Genomic DNA, 14907 nt, shown 5'->3' on the forward strand with positions numbered 1-14907 from the left:
AACATTTTTCCCCATTTCCGAGAGGATCTGAGCAGGAAAACAATATTTAGACTCCGCTGTACGCACTGAAACCTCCGTCAACGGGAATGACCGTACCGGTAACAAATTTGGATGCCTCACTGGCCAGCCAAACCACCGTTCCAATAAGCTCCTCTTTTTCTCCAAACCGTTTCATCGGGGTGTTGTCGACAATCGTCTGCCCGCGTTCGGTTAGAGATCCGTCTTCATTGAGCAGCAGGTCCCGGTTCTGTTCCCCGATGAAGAAGCCCGGGGCAATCGCGTTAACCCGGAGTCCGTCTCCATATTTGATTGCAAGCTCGGTTGCAAGGAATTTAGTAAAGTTGTCAACGGCTGATTTGGCGGCCGAATATCCCAGCACACGGGTGATGGCACGATCTGCCGCCATGGATGAGATATGAACAATCGACCCCCGTTCGTTCTTGATCATGTCTTCGCCGAATACTTTGGTGGGATGGTAGGTGCCAAAAAAATTCAGATCCATCACATTTTCCAGCGCTTCATCGTCCAGGTCCAGGAACGACTGGTCGGGATTGATCGTGGCTCCCGCCATGTTGCCGCCGGCAGCGTTGACGAGGATATCAATACGTCCCCATTTGTCCATAATTTTGTCCCGTGCCGCTTCCAGGTCAGCTTTTACCAGCACATCCGCTATCAATGGCACCGCTTCCCCGCCACTGTCTTCGATATCTTTTACATTTTGTTTGGCAGAATCTTCGCTCCTGCCCAGAATGCCGACTTTAGCCCCGGCAGCAGCCAACCCTTTTGCCATGGCTCCGCCCAGAACTCCGGTCCCGCCCGTTACGATTGCTACTTTACCTGAAAGATCAAATAGGTTGTTCATTTTATGATTTTTAGATCTGTAATTATCCTTTTAATATGGGTATCAAATAAAACCAATTATAAGCGAAAAAACCATCATATTTGTGCCTGAACTCCTTAAAAAGGAAAGTTTCAGGTTCTGGCACTGGCCGGCATTTTGGGCTTGCCGCTTTTTCATTTAAAAAGGGAGCCGCGTATCAAATTTTGGGTCGTGATGCTGCAATTTCGGTGGCTGTAAATACCTGCACTACACCCGGGCGCTGGTCCCGGTGCAGTGGTCAATGGCCAAATAATTTTACCAGACTGTTTTTCATAGAGGTCATCGAAAAAAACGTTGTTTCGACCAATTCCGCGCTCAGGGATTGGCTTTGAAACAAGCTTCAGGCTTTTTAGAGGCTCTCTTGGAGACTGTGCCGCAACACCTGGAGAACAGAGCGTTCTGAGATGGAGGGAGATGACAGGTTTGTGGAAAGAAATAACTTTTAAAAACCAGTTGAGATTTTGCCGTTTTGTATTTATTAAAGAGAACCACAGCGGAAAGTCGTTTTGCAGGACAACATAACACTAAGAATACATTGGCTTAACAGTTTGTTAACATCTGTTCTTTAGTTTTGCCGCTCAATGATCAGCACACTGAAATCAGAATACTTTTTAACCTTTTCACTTTTTCCTCATTATGAATAAAAGCCTGTTTCTCACCCTGTTGGTTGCATCCTTTTTACTCTCCTCCTGCGGTTCCGGGGGGGACGGAGACACCCTTTCCGGTAGAATCAATATCGATGGTTCAAGCACTGTTTTTCCCGTTACCGAAGCCGTTGCTGAAGAATTCCGTTCCGAAGCCCCTGATGTTCGGGTTACCGTGGGCGTGTCAGGTACAGGGGGCGGGTTCCAGAAATTCGTACGAGGAGAAACGGCTATAAATAACGCCTCGCGGGAGATTAGTCCTACCGAAATTGAGGCGGCCAAACAAAACGGGGTCGAATATCTTCAGTTGTCGGTGGCGTATGATGGGCTGGCGGTCGTTGTACACCCGGAAAACGACTGGGTCGACTATTTAACGGTTGAGGAGCTGAAAACGATCTGGGAACCAGAAGCGCAGGATGAGATTACCCAGTGGAATCATATCCGCCCCGACTGGCCGGAGAATGGTCTCAACCTGTATGGACCGGGCGTCGCCTCCGGTACGTACGATTACTTTACGGAAGCTGTTGTTGGCGAAAGCGGTGCAAGCCGGGGAGATTTTACGGCCAGTGAAGATGATAATGTACTCGTACAGGGGGTGTCGACCGACCAGTACGCACTTGGATTTTTTGGCCTGGCCTACTACGAGGAAAACCAGGAACAGCTCAGGCTGGTTCCGGTCAAACATGGCGAGAAAGACCCGGTGGCTCCCTCCATTGAAACAGTATCCAATGATACCTACACCCCCCTCTCGCGTCCGCTGTTTATCTATGTCTCCAAAGAGGCCGCACAGCGACCGGCAGTGCAGCAATTTATTGAATTCTATCTGGACATCGCTCCTGAACTTACGAAATCGGTCGGTTACGTGGCGATGCCCGATTCTGTTTACCAGGTTCAAAAAGACAAATTCCACTCCTTTATTTCCTCTGACAGCACGAGCGCTCAACCATAACCAAAAAATTGCTGGGTATTAGTAACGACATCGTTTTTATATGAAAAGGAAAACGAAGGAGAACATAATAGAAAGGGCGCTGGCGGCTTGTGCCTTTATTACCGTGTTGACCACCGTTGGGATTATCCTGGTGCTGCTAGTGGAAGCTGTCGCTTTTTTCAGTGAAGTTTCAATAATCGATTTTTTGACCGGTACGGAATGGACCCCGCTCTTTACCAGCAAGTCGTATGGTATTTTACCTCTTATTGCGGGAACCCTGCTCACCTCTTTGATTGCGATCTCGGTGGCCCTGCCCATCGGAATCATCATTGCGGTGTATCTGAATGAATACGCCCCGAGGCGATTTCGGAACGTGGTCAAACCGTTGCTGGAAGTATTAGCCGTAGTACCCACCGTGGTCTACGGCTTTTTTGCGTTAATGATCGTAACCCCCTTTCTAAAGAATTTTGTTACCGATCTCTCCGGGTTTAATGCTCTTTCGCCCGGAATTGTGATGGGTATCATGATTATTCCGTTTGTCTCGTCGTTGAGTGAAGATGCGCTGAATTCGGTGCCTGATTCCCTGCGGCAGGCGGCCTTCGGCATGGGATCGACCCGGCTGCAGACCGCTTTTAAAGTGATGGTTCCGGCGGCATCGTCGGGTATCATCGTTTCGGGTATTCTTGCCGTTGCGCGGGCTATCGGCGAAACCATGATTGTGGCAATTGCAGCGGGTATGCAGCCGCGGTTTACCTTTGATCCCACCGTCCCGATTCAAACGATCACCTCCTATATCGTACAGATAAGCATGGGAGATGTACCGTATGGGACCACCGCGTACCGGACCATCTTCGCGGCCGGGATAACGCTATTTATTTTTACCTTTATCCTGAACAATATCAGCTACTGGATTCGCGCAAAATACCGGGAGAAATATGAATAGAGCCAGATATAACAGGTTTAAAGACAAAATGTTCAAAGGGGTGGGCGTGGCTGCCACGCTTGTGGGACTGGTGGTCCTGGCTATCTTTTTGGGATTTATCGTATACATGGGAAGCGAGCGTTTGAGCTGGGAATTTATCATGAGTCTTCCCTCCCGGTTTGCCGAGCGATCTGGCATCTATACTGCATGGATCGGTACGGTATGGGTGCTTGTGCTGACCACGCTCATCTCGTTTCCGCTGGGAGTGGGTGCGGGACTCTACCTGGAGGAATACGGAAAAAAGAGCAGGCTCAGTTCATTTCTGGAAATTAATATTGCGAATCTGGCGGGTGTGCCTTCGGTTATCTATGGACTATTGGGGCTGGAGGTATTTGTACGGATTATGAAACTGGGAAACAGCATTTTGGCCGGTGCGCTGACGCTGTCGCTGCTGATTTTGCCGGTTATTATCGTATCTACGCGGGAGGCTATCAGGGCGGTTCCCTCCTCCATACGGGACGCCTCCGTTGCGCTGGGAGCATCCAAATGGCAGACTATATGGAACCAGATTCTGCCCGCTTGTATCGGGGGAATCCTGACTGGGGTTATCCTGGCGATTTCGCGCGCCGTGGGGGAAACGGCCCCTCTCATTGTTATAGGCGCCCTGGCTTATGTCCCATTTGCTCCCCGGAGTCCACTCGACGAGTTTACCGTACTGCCGATACAGATATTTAACTGGGTTACCCGCCCGCAGCACGAATTTGTAATAAATGCGGCCGCGGCCATCATTGTACTGCTGCTGATCACATTTGTGATGAATGGAATTGCGGTATACCTTAGAAACCGATGGCAGAAGAAAGTTAACTGGTAGGCAGCCCGGCTCACAACGATGAGTATCAAGATAAAAACTGAAATGACATGGAGACCAAAACCAAAGAGGCAAACGTAAACGCCGTGGAGAAAGAATCCAACAAGCAAAAGAAAGGTGACCAGTTGCAGTACAAGCTGCAGGCAAAGAATATTGACGTATTTTACGGGGATTTCCAGGCGATACAGAACATCAGCCTGGATATTGTTCCCAATTCCGTAACTGCTTTTATCGGTCCCTCAGGATGCGGAAAATCAACGTTTCTGCGGCTCTTTAACAGGATGAACGACTATATCGACAACTTTAAAATGAACGGCAAAATCCTGTTGGACGATCAAAATATTTACGCCCCGTCAGTCCGGGTTGAGGAACTGCGCAAGGCGGTGGGCATGGTCTTTCAGAAACCCAACCCATTTCCCAAGTCCATTTTTGAGAATGTAGCCTACGGGCTGAAAATACAGGGAATTTCCGACAAGGATTATATTGAAGAACGGGTTATCGAATCGCTGAAGCAGGCCACGCTCTACAGCGAGGTCAAAGATGATCTTGACAAGCAGGCATTATCCCTGTCGGGCGGCCAGCAGCAGCGGTTGTGTATTGCGCGTGCGCTCGCCGTCAAACCCTCGGTGCTGCTCATGGATGAGCCCACCTCGGCACTTGATCCGATCTCCACCGGTAAAATTGAAGATCTTATCCATGGACTGAAGAAAAACTACACCATTGTCATTGTCACCCACAACATGCAGCAGGCAGGTAGGATAAGCAGTAAAACCGCCTTTTTGTATATGGGAAAATTAATTGAATATGGCGATACTGAAAAAATATTTACAAATCCTGAAAAAGAGCGTACACAAAATTACATTACAGGGAGATTCGGTTAATGCATACCGATGAATCAGGACAATTAAAAGAATCAGCCACCATGTCACACCTAGAGACGGAGCTCCGCTTACTCAATGACGATATTTTAGAGATCATGTACCTGGTGAAAACCCAGCTTGAGAAAGGGAAAAAAGCGCTGCTCAATTTTGATAAAGAACTGGCCCACGATATTATTGCCAACGAAAGGCGCGTCGATGCCCTGGAGTTGAAAATAGATCGCGACTGCGAGAATTTCCTTGCGCTTTTTAATCCGGTTGCAGTGGATCTGCGCTTCGTGATCGCCTCGCTTAAAATCAATTCCGACCTCGAACGGATCGGCGACCACGCCGACAGCATCGCACGGTATATCCTGGAGTACGGAGACCCCATTGATCAGAAGGTGATCAAAAAAATGCGGATCGAGGAGATGTACGAAACGGCTATCAATATGCTCAGCAACGTATTTAGCGCCTATGTCGCCGAAGATACGGAGAAAGCCCGGAAGGTATTTTCCAAAGATCAGTTGCTGAATGAGATCAACCAGGAAGCGGCAAAAACCACGGGAAAGCTTATCCAGAAAGATCCAGACAACGTAGAGCTGTACCTGTACCTGTTTTCCATCATTCGCAAGCTGGAGCGGGTGGGCGACTTGACAAAGAATACCGCCGAGCAGCTGGTATTTTATATTGAGGCCAAAGTCCTTAAACACAAAAAGCTGGGATCAAAGAAAAAGAAGAATAACGAGGAGTAACCCGATACCGGCTTTGCAGTGGCTTTATGAGATATTAATGAAGCCGCTTCCTGGAAATACATGTTTGGGATCACCTACAGTGGAACGGAAGCTTTATAACAGGTGCGACAGCGTGACCGGGTAGCAGCGATGCACCGGATGATTTTTTTGACAGGACGATCAAACGCCGTCCAAAAACGATCAGCAAAACAAAAAACACACTTACATGAAGACGTCAGGTTTACTAGGCGCCCTGCTATTGGTATGGGCGTCCACCACATTTGCACAATCTGCTCTTACCGAAAAGGGTGAGATCAGCGGAAGGGTCTACAGCGACTATTTTTGGGTCGCCTCCAATCACAACAATGACCTGGAGGGAAAAAACGGATTCTGGATACGCAGAGTCTATTTTACCTACGACTACCAGATAAGTGAGGCCTTTTCCGGTCGATTTCGTCTGGAGGGGAACAGCCCCGGTCAGTTTAATACCGAGGCAAAAATTACTCCCGTTGTCAAAGATCTCTACCTGCAGTGGGAGAATGACCAACACCAGATTTTGGCGGGCATATCACCGACGCCCACTTTTGCCCTCGTTGAGGATGTGTGGGGCTACCGATCGGTTGAAAAGTCGCCGCTGGACTTGCTGAAATTTGCCAGTTCCCGGGATTTTGGAATTGCGTTTGAAGGAGAACTGGACACGGACGGCAGGCTGAATTACCACTTTATGGTTGGCAACGGGAACAGCAACAGCTCGGAAACCAACCCGGGTAAAAAGTTTATGCTTTCGCTTTCCTATGAACTGACCGATCACCTGGTGGCAGAAGTTTATGGCGATTATAACGATCAATTTGAAAACCAGGACTGGTTCACTCTGCAGGGTTTTTTGGGCTACCAGTCAGACAGTTTTAACCTGGGACTTCTTTTTGCCCATCAACAGCGGCAGAATGCCACGCAGTATTCAGCGGGCAACGAGGTGGACCTGAGCCTGGAGGTGGCCTCTGTATTCAGCAATTTTACACTCTCAGAGAAAATGCAGGGCTTCTTGCGGGTCGACCGTACGTTTGACAATATAAACGGGGTACAGAACAACGATTATTTTCCGATCAGCAGCCAGTCTGCCTCAACCATCCTGATTGCCGGGCTTGATTTCGAGCTGGACAACAATATCCATTTAATGCCCAACCTGGAAGCCGCTATATATGATGAGAGCGATTTAACGGGCACCACGCCGGGCACAGACCTGATTCCCCGGCTTACTCTGGCCTACAACTTTTAACGGACGTTAAAATACTCTTCGTGTGCCAGTAACTGATGCAATGAAAGGGCGGGGAGAGAAATACCCGGTTGCGGCGGGAGGGCAGGGCCAGGCCCGATGAAATGAACAGATAATTTGCAAGAAATTTTATATCGAACGGGCATTAAAAATCATTTAAAATAGAAAAGGCCACTTCAAAAAAAGTGGCCTTTTCCGGTAGGATATTACCGAATTAAATAATTGGGTATCTTATCCTTTAATCTCGTCTACTTTACCGGTGTTTTTCCATTCTTGAATTTCCAAACGAATATCCTGTGCTGTCTTCTTAATCTCTTGAAGAGTTTTGCGAGCACGTGTGCCGGCAGCTTTGTTCCCTTTGTTGTAGAACTTGTTAATATCTGGTTCCAGCTGATCTAACAGTTCGCTCATTTCGTCATATCGGCTCATTATGTAACTCCGTTAAATTAATGTTTAATGTTAATTTTAATCGATTTGATGACATTTGTTTTTATACCGCCATCGATTGTTCGAAACTAATACATTCCAATCTGTACTGTCAAGTAAAAAACCTGATTTTTAACCTAAATTCTGCGTTTTTTCTCCTATTCTAACAGAATAAGGGGGATATCCGGAGTATCATCGGGAAATATTAATCCTTTGTACTGCTATTGGTCCGGATTTTGGTTGATTCGGGTAATGAACTCCGCCGTCGTGGTAATATGGGTTGGGACCGAGAGTCCGGTGAGATCATCCGGGGGAGCGGGGGCCGGGCCCGAAGAGTTTTCTTTGGATGGCGAACGATGGTCGTACTTTGAAAAGAGGATGAGCTCTTCGGGTGCAAATTGCATATGGAGGAATTCCAGGTATCTATTCAGTGGCACGGGCGTCGGTTTATTGTTCTTTCGGTTTAGCACGAGGTTGGAAAGCAGCAATACCGGGCCGTGGTGCAGTGATTCAATGTAGTCCATATTGATGTTGAGTTTTCCCTCTTCCAGCGTGATGCATTCTCGCTGATAGCCGTTTAGCCCCACCGCTGAAACGCCCTGGTCGGCGAACAGGGCCACCAGTCGATGATTCAGATCCTTGATCGCTCGAATGGTGGCCTCCTCCCGCATAATTCCGGTTTGTATAAGGCGTTCGGTGTATTCACTTTCTCCGTGAACGACAACAAGCCGGGCATCATCCCGGTTGTTCTGAAACCGGGCCAGCCCCTGGGCAATATTGGTAAGGAATAAGCCATTATCGAGATGCTCGTAATCGAGTGTTAGAATATATTTCATTACTGGTTTTTTGTGTGTTGTAAGTTTTTTTTCAGGAAGTCGGATTTAAAGCTGTATGGTAACAGGTCGGAACTAAAGTGCCGGGATAGGGATCCATCCGAATGGTGGATGAAAACGGGGATTTGGGGCAGGTGCTCAATGATAACCTGCCTGCAGGCTCCGCAGGGGCTGCTGTATTCTCCGTGTCGGGTATGGAGATGCAGGGCCTTGATCGACGAAAGGTCGATCCCGCCGGCGATCGCTTTGGCAATGGCCGTGCGTTCAGCACAAAGCCCCGACTCCCAGGCGCTGAATTCAATATTCACACCCGAGACAAGGCCTCCGCTCGTTTCAAGAATTGTGGAAACCGGGAAGTTGGAATAGGGGGAGTGTGAACGGCCCAGTAGACGCTGCAGGCAATGGCTGATATCATCGTGTGAAGTGACGATCTCATCCAGCTCTTTGTCAAAATCAGGCTCAACAGAATACTCGAGGTCCAGCTCTCGTTCCCAAAAATCGGTCTTTCCATCTGTTGATGGCGGTGTTCTGCGGTAGACTTTTACCGGTTGTTCTCCCTCGCTTGTGCAAATTACCACGGCGCACTGCATTGCGGAGATGGTCAAGGGGAAGGAGATATTTTCAATTCTTACACCCGGATATAATTTCCCCGAGCGGCTTTCCAAAATAACAGCTGCAGGCTGCCCGGAGTAGGGAGTGTAGGATCGGGTTTCGAGCTCTTCCAACGTCATTTTACTGGTTGTCAATTATGGATGAAATGACGGCATCGGCCACGGCTGCCCTGATTTCACTGATGTTGTGGCCGTACGACCGGTGGGGATGCACCCGGTTGGCAAGAATAATAATTGCGAGGTCCCGTGCAGGATCGATCCAGATGCTGGTGCCGGTAAAACCGGTATGACCGAATGTGTTGTCACTGGTCAACGTTCCCGCCGAACTGAAACCGGTACTTTTCCGGTCAAACCCGAGTCCCCGCTCAGGATTGGCCGGCTGCGGGGCAGTAAAGGCTCGAATAACAGCATCGCTCAGGTACCTGCGTCCGCCATACGTTCCCCCGTTCAGGAGCATCTGTGCGTATACCGCCAGGTCGGTACCGTTGGAAAAAAGACCGGCATGCCCCGCCACTCCGTCCATAAAATAGGCCCGCTCGTCATGAACCCGGGCCCGGACGGTCTCTTTTCGAAAGACGGTGTCGATCTCCGTGGGAGGAATACGGTTGCTGATCCACTCTCCCTTTGCCAGGGGATTAAAGTAGGTGGAGTTCATCCCCATCGTGTAAAACATCTCCTGACGGATGAAGCGGTCGATCCGCCGGCCGGAGACTTTTTCTGCTATTTCGGCAAGCAGGATGAATCCCAGGTCGCTGTATTCGTACCTGCTTCCCGGCGAATAGATGAGAGGTTCATCCCTGACAGCCTGGATCAGTTGACTGCGTTCTTTCAGGGAATCGACATACACTCGAAACGGGGGCAGTCCCGAGTTGTGAGACAGCAGATGGCGAATCGTGATATTCTTTTTAGGTCCCGTATTGAATTCGGGAATATATTCGGCCACCCGGTCGTCAAGTTTCAATTTTCCGGTATCGACCAGTCGCATTACCGCTGTTGTGGTGGCAACTACCTTGGTCAGGGACGCCAGGTCATAGATGTCGGTGGCATTTACGGGGTTCAGCTTGTCATAGGTGTGATACCCGTATCCCTTCTGGTAGGCGATAATCCCGTCTTTAAGCACGGTTACCGTGCCGCCGGGAAAGGTAGAATCGAAAACAGCCTCCTGCATGATATGATCGATGCGGCGCAGGGAATCCTTGGCAAAACCGGCGGTCCCCGGCTGATCTTTTCGGATAGTGGTTTGTGGAATTTCGATGCCCTGACCGATGACCGAATACCCCGGGATATCGATCGGCATCTTCCCGGTAACAGGGGAGGCCCCGAACAGGGCCGGTACAGTGTTTCGCACCTGTGCGTTTCGAGCCGACCACGCCATCACTTGTGCATCGGTTTGGGAAAGGTCTCGAACAATGTACGGATTCCCGAACGCCACCAGCAGGGAGGGTTTGTTCCCGGCCGCCAGCTGTTTTAAAAAATCGAACTGTTCGGAAGAGAGCTGCATGGGCTGGGCGGAACGCACGTAGATAAATGAGCCCAGGATGATGAGATCAGCATTTCGGGCATCGTTCATGATCTCCTTTTTCTCTTCCTCGTTTGTTCGCCGGTCGTATACATGAAACTTGACGTTTGGATGATAGGTTTTGAGTTGCTCGGCAAAATAGGTGCCGGTCTCTCCCGAGATGTCGTCGGCGATAGAGATCGCCAGCACGTTCGGGTATTTGTAGGGGCGCAGGGGCAGCAGATCCTGCTCGTTTTTAATGACTGTGATCGACTTGCGGGCGATCTCATCCGCGATCAGCTGGTGCTCCGTAGTATGAATCTCCTTGTCGAGGCTGTCGATGTCAATAGTCCGGCTTTTAAAAAGTCCGTATTCCTTTTTCCATTCAAGCAGTTTTCGCACCGAACGGTCAATACGCTGCTCGGTGATACTTCCCCGGCGGACCGCCTGCTCTATTTCGTTGATTGCCGTCAGTTCATCGGGACTCAGCAGCATCAGGTCGGCCCCGGCGTGAAGGGCTTTGACAACAGTTTCGCCGGGAGAATACCGGGAAGAGATCCCGCGCATTTCCAGCCCGTCGGTGACCACAATGCCGTTAAAATTCAGTGAATCCAGCAAAATACGATCCAGCACCTGTTCATCCAGCGTGCCGGGGGTACCGTTGGAGTTGCCTATTTTTGGAAAAGCGATATGAGCACTCATGATGCTCGAAACTCCATGGTCGATGGCTGCCTTGAACGGGAGCAGCTCCAGGGTGTCCAGCCTGGAATAGGAGTGTGGTATGACCGGCAGGGAGAGGTGAGAGTCGACGTCGGTATCCCCGTGACCCGGAAAATGTTTGGCTGTGGCCACGACGCCTTCCGAGTGTACCCCGTCAATAAAGGCGTTACCAAAGGTAGCCACGGTTTGTGGATCACCTGAAAAAGAGCGCACGTTAATGACCGGGTTTTCCGGGTTATTATTTACATCGAGGACGGGAGCAAAGATCTGATGTACGCCCAGCGCCTTGGCCTCACGCGCAGTAATCTTTCCGGCCCAGTAGGCGTATTCCGGGTTCTGCGTGGCGGCAATTCCCATTGCGGGGGTCAGGTATGTCGAGCGGCGGACCCGCATCGCCGCCCCAAACTCCATATCCTGGGTTATCCAGAGGGGGAGTCTGCTGGCCCGCTGCAGTTTGTTGTGAAGCACGGCTTGTCCGTAAATATTACCGCTGTTGAAGATGATTCCGCCCACCTGGTATTTCCGAATCTTCTGTACAAGCTCATAATAGGTGTCACTGTCCTCATTGACAAAGTACCCGTTGGCGTGGGTAACAAAAAGCTGACCGATCTTCTCGCGCAAGGTCATTTCTTCCATCAGCGAATCGATGGTTACGGGACCGGAGACCAGGGATATTTCAGGTTTCGGTTTTCCGTCACCCTCTCCGTGGAGCTGCTGTTCCAGCACGCTTGGTTGCTCCATCGCCCCGGGTTGATCTGGCTGATTAACAGAGGGAGTCTCCCGGGTGGTGCGGCAGCTGACCAGCAATACCAGTACAGATAGGGAAAGGACTGTTATACGGGTGCTCCAATTTGATCCAACATTCATCAGTAACTTTTTTTCCAAATTTCCAATACGGTTAAGCCGGATCGACCCTCTTGCTGTAGCCTGCCGGTCCTCACTGCCTCTGACTGATATTGGCTGACAGTGGAACTACAAAGCGTCGAATACATGAGGTTTCGGTCCGGTTAAATTTTTGTTTACACAATTCCTGCGGTAGTGCTGAAAAGATCAATACTTTATACAGGTCTTTAACCATGAGCTACCAGCTCTTTGATGCGTAACATACGGCAAAGAGTTCAACTCTTGCAACGCTTGTCGGCCATGTTGATTATGGGGCTTCGGCCGGTAGTAGCCGCATGGTGCGGTAGACAGTCTCCTCAAAGAGGGTACTGTCCTGGTAAAGATATTTGTACTGGCCGTTGAGCCAGCTTTCCGTTTGATCTCCGTAATATTCCGATAGCATCAGCCCCGACTGGCCGGTAGGTGTTATCGAGAGCGTTCTGCTCATATTCGACAGGTCCACAACCCGGCGGATGGAGGGGCCGACAACCATCTCATAGGGATCGCTCCAAAGGTAGGACCCCTTGTTGATGCTCATTTTGTGTCCCCGTGCCGCATAGGGTCCTTTGTTCATCAGGTTCCGGACGATGAGCTTCAGCGCGCTGTTGGCATCCGGCTGTTCGGCCGCCTGACCAAAAAGCTGGGGTTTAAGTGTAACGGTATGGATATTTTCCCACCGCCACTCGTACGGCTCTTCGCCGAGCTCCGATTCCAGGTAATCCGTCGTCTCCCGCATCGTGTTTACAATCAGGTCTTCCCGCGTTTCAATGGTGTCGGTGTTAACATTATCGAAGAACGAGCTGTTTTGCCTGAGGGAACGAAACAGGATACGCGCGGGCAGCCCCGAAAAGCGGATGTAGTTGTTGTAGCCGGCTTCTCCCATCTCATCCTTAAACACATTTTCGTTGAGCCGAAGCATAAAGACATCGAGAATAGAAGCAGCCGTTTCGTTGGGTTCATACTGGAAATCCCAGTTTTCCAGGTAAGATATCACCGTATCGAAATCCTGGTCGGCATTTTGCAGTACGGGCAAGATCATGTTGGTGATCTGTTGGGCATAAATAGAGTAGGTGTCGAGCTGCATGGCCTGGAAAATTTGGGGCGAAAGGCGCTCATTTTGTGTCAAATACTGGCGGATTCGTTCATACCGGGCGTCGGGTTCCCAGTATATGGAGATATACCGCTCAGCTTCGCGAAGCTGTACAGGATTGTTGGCATTGGCAACCCAGCCAGACTCCGGGTTTACGGTTCGGGGCATCTCTTCGAACGGCACGTAGCCCTGCCAGTCATTTTCCGGCTTCCAGCCTTCGCGCAGTAATACCGGGTTACCACTGCGGACCGGGAGTCCGCCGAGGCTGTACATCGCGATATTTCCGTCCCTGTCGGCGTAGATAATATTCTGACCCGGAACCTTGAAATAGGGAAGATGCCGCTGAAACTCTTTGAATGACTGCGCCCAGTTGATGCCCAGCAGCGCATCCACCTCGTGGCTGACCTGCAGGGCCGTCCATTTCATGGAAATCACCTGCTCGCCAATGATCTGCTGGCCGGGATAGATTTCTGATATCACCGGTCCGTGTTTGGTCAAACGGCGGGTTAAGGTGGTATCATTGCTGTTTCGAACTTTTATCAGTTCACGTTGAATCTCAAATTCACGGTAGACCGGCTGACCGTCAAGCGAATCCACCAGGTACTGGTTTTCATCGTTGGGATTGACTTTTTCCAGGAAAAAATCGGTGTCATCCAGCATCACATTGGTGAGCGACCATCCCATAAAATCGTTTTGTCCCAGCACCAGGATCGGAGCCCCGGCCAGGGTGGCCCCGGAGAGATTCCGGCCGTTGAGATTGAGGTGCACCTCATACCATTTGCCGGGCATGCTGAGTCCCAGGTGGGGATCGCCCGCCAGCAGGGGATAGCCGGTCTCCGTCTTTTCGGAACTGACGGCCCAGGCATTACTGCCGGGACTGAATCCCTCCGATTTCAAAACCCGGCGAAGCGCAAGATCCCCCTCCAGCAACGCGAGCATCTTGTCGGAAGTGAGAGAGGCGGGAACTGAGGGCTTTTTGGCAGCTGTAAATTCATTGCTGGGCATCAATTCCCTGAACTGTGCCGGTTCCAGGTGCTTGCTGAGATAGGCCAGCGACAGCTCGTTCTTCCACGCAATATTCAGCTCCCAGGCTATCAGTCGTGCCAGTGCCAGCGAGTGGGTAACCGTCCACGGTATTGGTTCCATGTCGACCAGTGCGAACTCTAGCGGGAGTTGGTTCGGATGGGTTTTGACATATTGATTGACACCGTCGGTATATGACTGCAGGATCCGGCGGGTAGAGTCCGGCAGCTGTTGCTCGATTTTTTGGGCAATCTTCCAAAAGCCCAGCGTACGCTGAAAGAGGTCGGCCTCCACCAGGTCTTCCCCCAGGAACTCTGCCAGGCGACCCTCGGAAGCCATCTGCGTGAGGGTCATTTGCCAGAGACGGTCCTGGGCATGCACATAGCCCAGACTGTAGTAGAGGTCGTTGCGCGTGTCGGCATAAATATGGGGAACCCCGTAGTTGTCCCAGTGGATCTGAACCTCGCGGTCCAGTCCCTCCAGCGTATGGGTGGCCTGGTAGTCGGGCAGCGTCCGGTAGAACGTCCAGTAGATCCCCAGTCCCGTTATCCCGATTAACACGATCAGAATGAGCAGAAGAATTTTCAGAAAATTATTCATGGAAAAATTCGACGATAAAAATTTGTGGAAGAGAGCTTTGCAAAGTCCTCTGGAAATGTACGAAACAAAACTGTTTGATCAATGATCATGTGATATGCAACGCATTCCCAAAAAGGAG

12 protein-coding genes are annotated in these 14907 nt (G+C 50.3%); 6 read left to right on the plus strand and 6 right to left on the minus strand.

What is annotated here, in order from left to right:
• Positions 1 to 46: 46 nt before the first annotated feature.
• A complete protein-coding gene (locus ACG2E4_RS10645) occupies positions 47 to 862 on the minus strand; it encodes an SDR family oxidoreductase (RefSeq protein WP_395276531.1) in 816 nt (271 codons plus the stop codon).
• A 654-nt stretch (positions 863 to 1516) separates the two neighbouring features.
• Here ACG2E4_RS10645 and ACG2E4_RS10650 point away from each other — a divergent pair.
• The 6 genes from ACG2E4_RS10650 to ACG2E4_RS10675 all read left to right on the plus strand — a co-directional run bounded on the left by ACG2E4_RS10650 (position 1517) and on the right by ACG2E4_RS10675 (position 7109).
• Positions 1517 to 2473 (plus strand): PstS family phosphate ABC transporter substrate-binding protein, encoded by a 957-nt coding sequence (locus tag ACG2E4_RS10650; protein ID WP_395258709.1) that lies wholly within the window; start codon positions 1517 to 1519, stop codon positions 2471 to 2473.
• 40 nt (positions 2474 to 2513) lie between these two features.
• Positions 2514 to 3395 (plus strand): phosphate ABC transporter permease subunit PstC, encoded by an 882-nt coding sequence (gene pstC, locus ACG2E4_RS10655; RefSeq protein WP_395276532.1) that lies wholly within the window; start codon positions 2514 to 2516, stop codon positions 3393 to 3395.
• A complete protein-coding gene (gene pstA / locus ACG2E4_RS10660; protein ID WP_395276533.1) occupies positions 3388 to 4245 on the plus strand; it encodes a phosphate ABC transporter permease PstA in 858 nt (285 codons plus the stop codon). The genes pstC and pstA overlap by 8 nt, the downstream gene beginning before the upstream one ends.
• A 47-nt stretch (positions 4246 to 4292) precedes the next feature.
• Positions 4293 to 5123, plus strand: a complete 831-nt coding sequence (gene pstB / locus ACG2E4_RS10665; protein WP_395258703.1) for a phosphate ABC transporter ATP-binding protein PstB — start codon at positions 4293 to 4295, stop codon at positions 5121 to 5123.
• 41 nt (positions 5124 to 5164) lie between these two features.
• Positions 5165 to 5854 carry a phosphate signaling complex protein PhoU gene (gene phoU, locus ACG2E4_RS10670; RefSeq protein ID WP_395258701.1) on the plus strand — a complete coding sequence of 230 codons (690 nt, stop codon included), beginning with the start codon at positions 5165 to 5167 and terminating at the stop codon, positions 5852 to 5854.
• Between the two features lie 205 nt (positions 5855 to 6059).
• Positions 6060 to 7109 carry a hypothetical protein gene (locus tag ACG2E4_RS10675; RefSeq protein ID WP_395276534.1) on the plus strand — a complete coding sequence of 350 codons (1050 nt, stop codon included), beginning with the start codon at positions 6060 to 6062 and terminating at the stop codon, positions 7107 to 7109.
• A gap of 228 nt (positions 7110 to 7337) precedes the next feature.
• Here ACG2E4_RS10675 and ACG2E4_RS10680 read toward each other — a convergent pair whose 3' ends face one another.
• The 5 genes from ACG2E4_RS10680 to ACG2E4_RS10700 all read right to left on the minus strand — a co-directional run bounded on the left by ACG2E4_RS10680 (position 7338) and on the right by ACG2E4_RS10700 (position 14789).
• Entirely contained in the window at positions 7338 to 7535 is a 198-nt protein-coding gene (locus ACG2E4_RS10680) for a histone H1 (protein WP_395258697.1), read from the minus strand.
• Between the two features lie 218 nt (positions 7536 to 7753).
• The gene (locus tag ACG2E4_RS10685) at positions 7754 to 8368 is read right to left on the minus strand and encodes a hypothetical protein (protein ID WP_395276535.1); all 615 of its coding nucleotides are present in this window, start codon (positions 8366 to 8368) and stop codon (positions 7754 to 7756) included.
• Positions 8368 to 9096, minus strand: a complete 729-nt coding sequence (locus ACG2E4_RS10690; protein WP_395276536.1) for a cytidine deaminase — start codon at positions 9094 to 9096, stop codon at positions 8368 to 8370. Before ACG2E4_RS10690 ends, ACG2E4_RS10685 begins: the two co-directional genes overlap by 1 nt.
• Before the next feature lies 1 nt (position 9097).
• Positions 9098 to 12079 carry a glycoside hydrolase family 3 N-terminal domain-containing protein gene (locus tag ACG2E4_RS10695; RefSeq protein WP_395276537.1) on the minus strand — a complete coding sequence of 994 codons (2982 nt, stop codon included), beginning with the start codon at positions 12077 to 12079 and terminating at the stop codon, positions 9098 to 9100.
• 265 nt (positions 12080 to 12344) lie between these two features.
• Positions 12345 to 14789 carry a penicillin acylase family protein gene (locus ACG2E4_RS10700; RefSeq protein WP_395258688.1) on the minus strand — a complete coding sequence of 815 codons (2445 nt, stop codon included), beginning with the start codon at positions 14787 to 14789 and terminating at the stop codon, positions 12345 to 12347.
• Positions 14790 to 14907 lie beyond the last annotated feature (118 nt).

Origin of the sequence: Halalkalibaculum sp. DA384 (assembly GCF_043951955.1) — a bacterium.
GTDB lineage: Bacteria > Bacteroidota > Rhodothermia > Balneolales > Balneolaceae > JAMQKA01.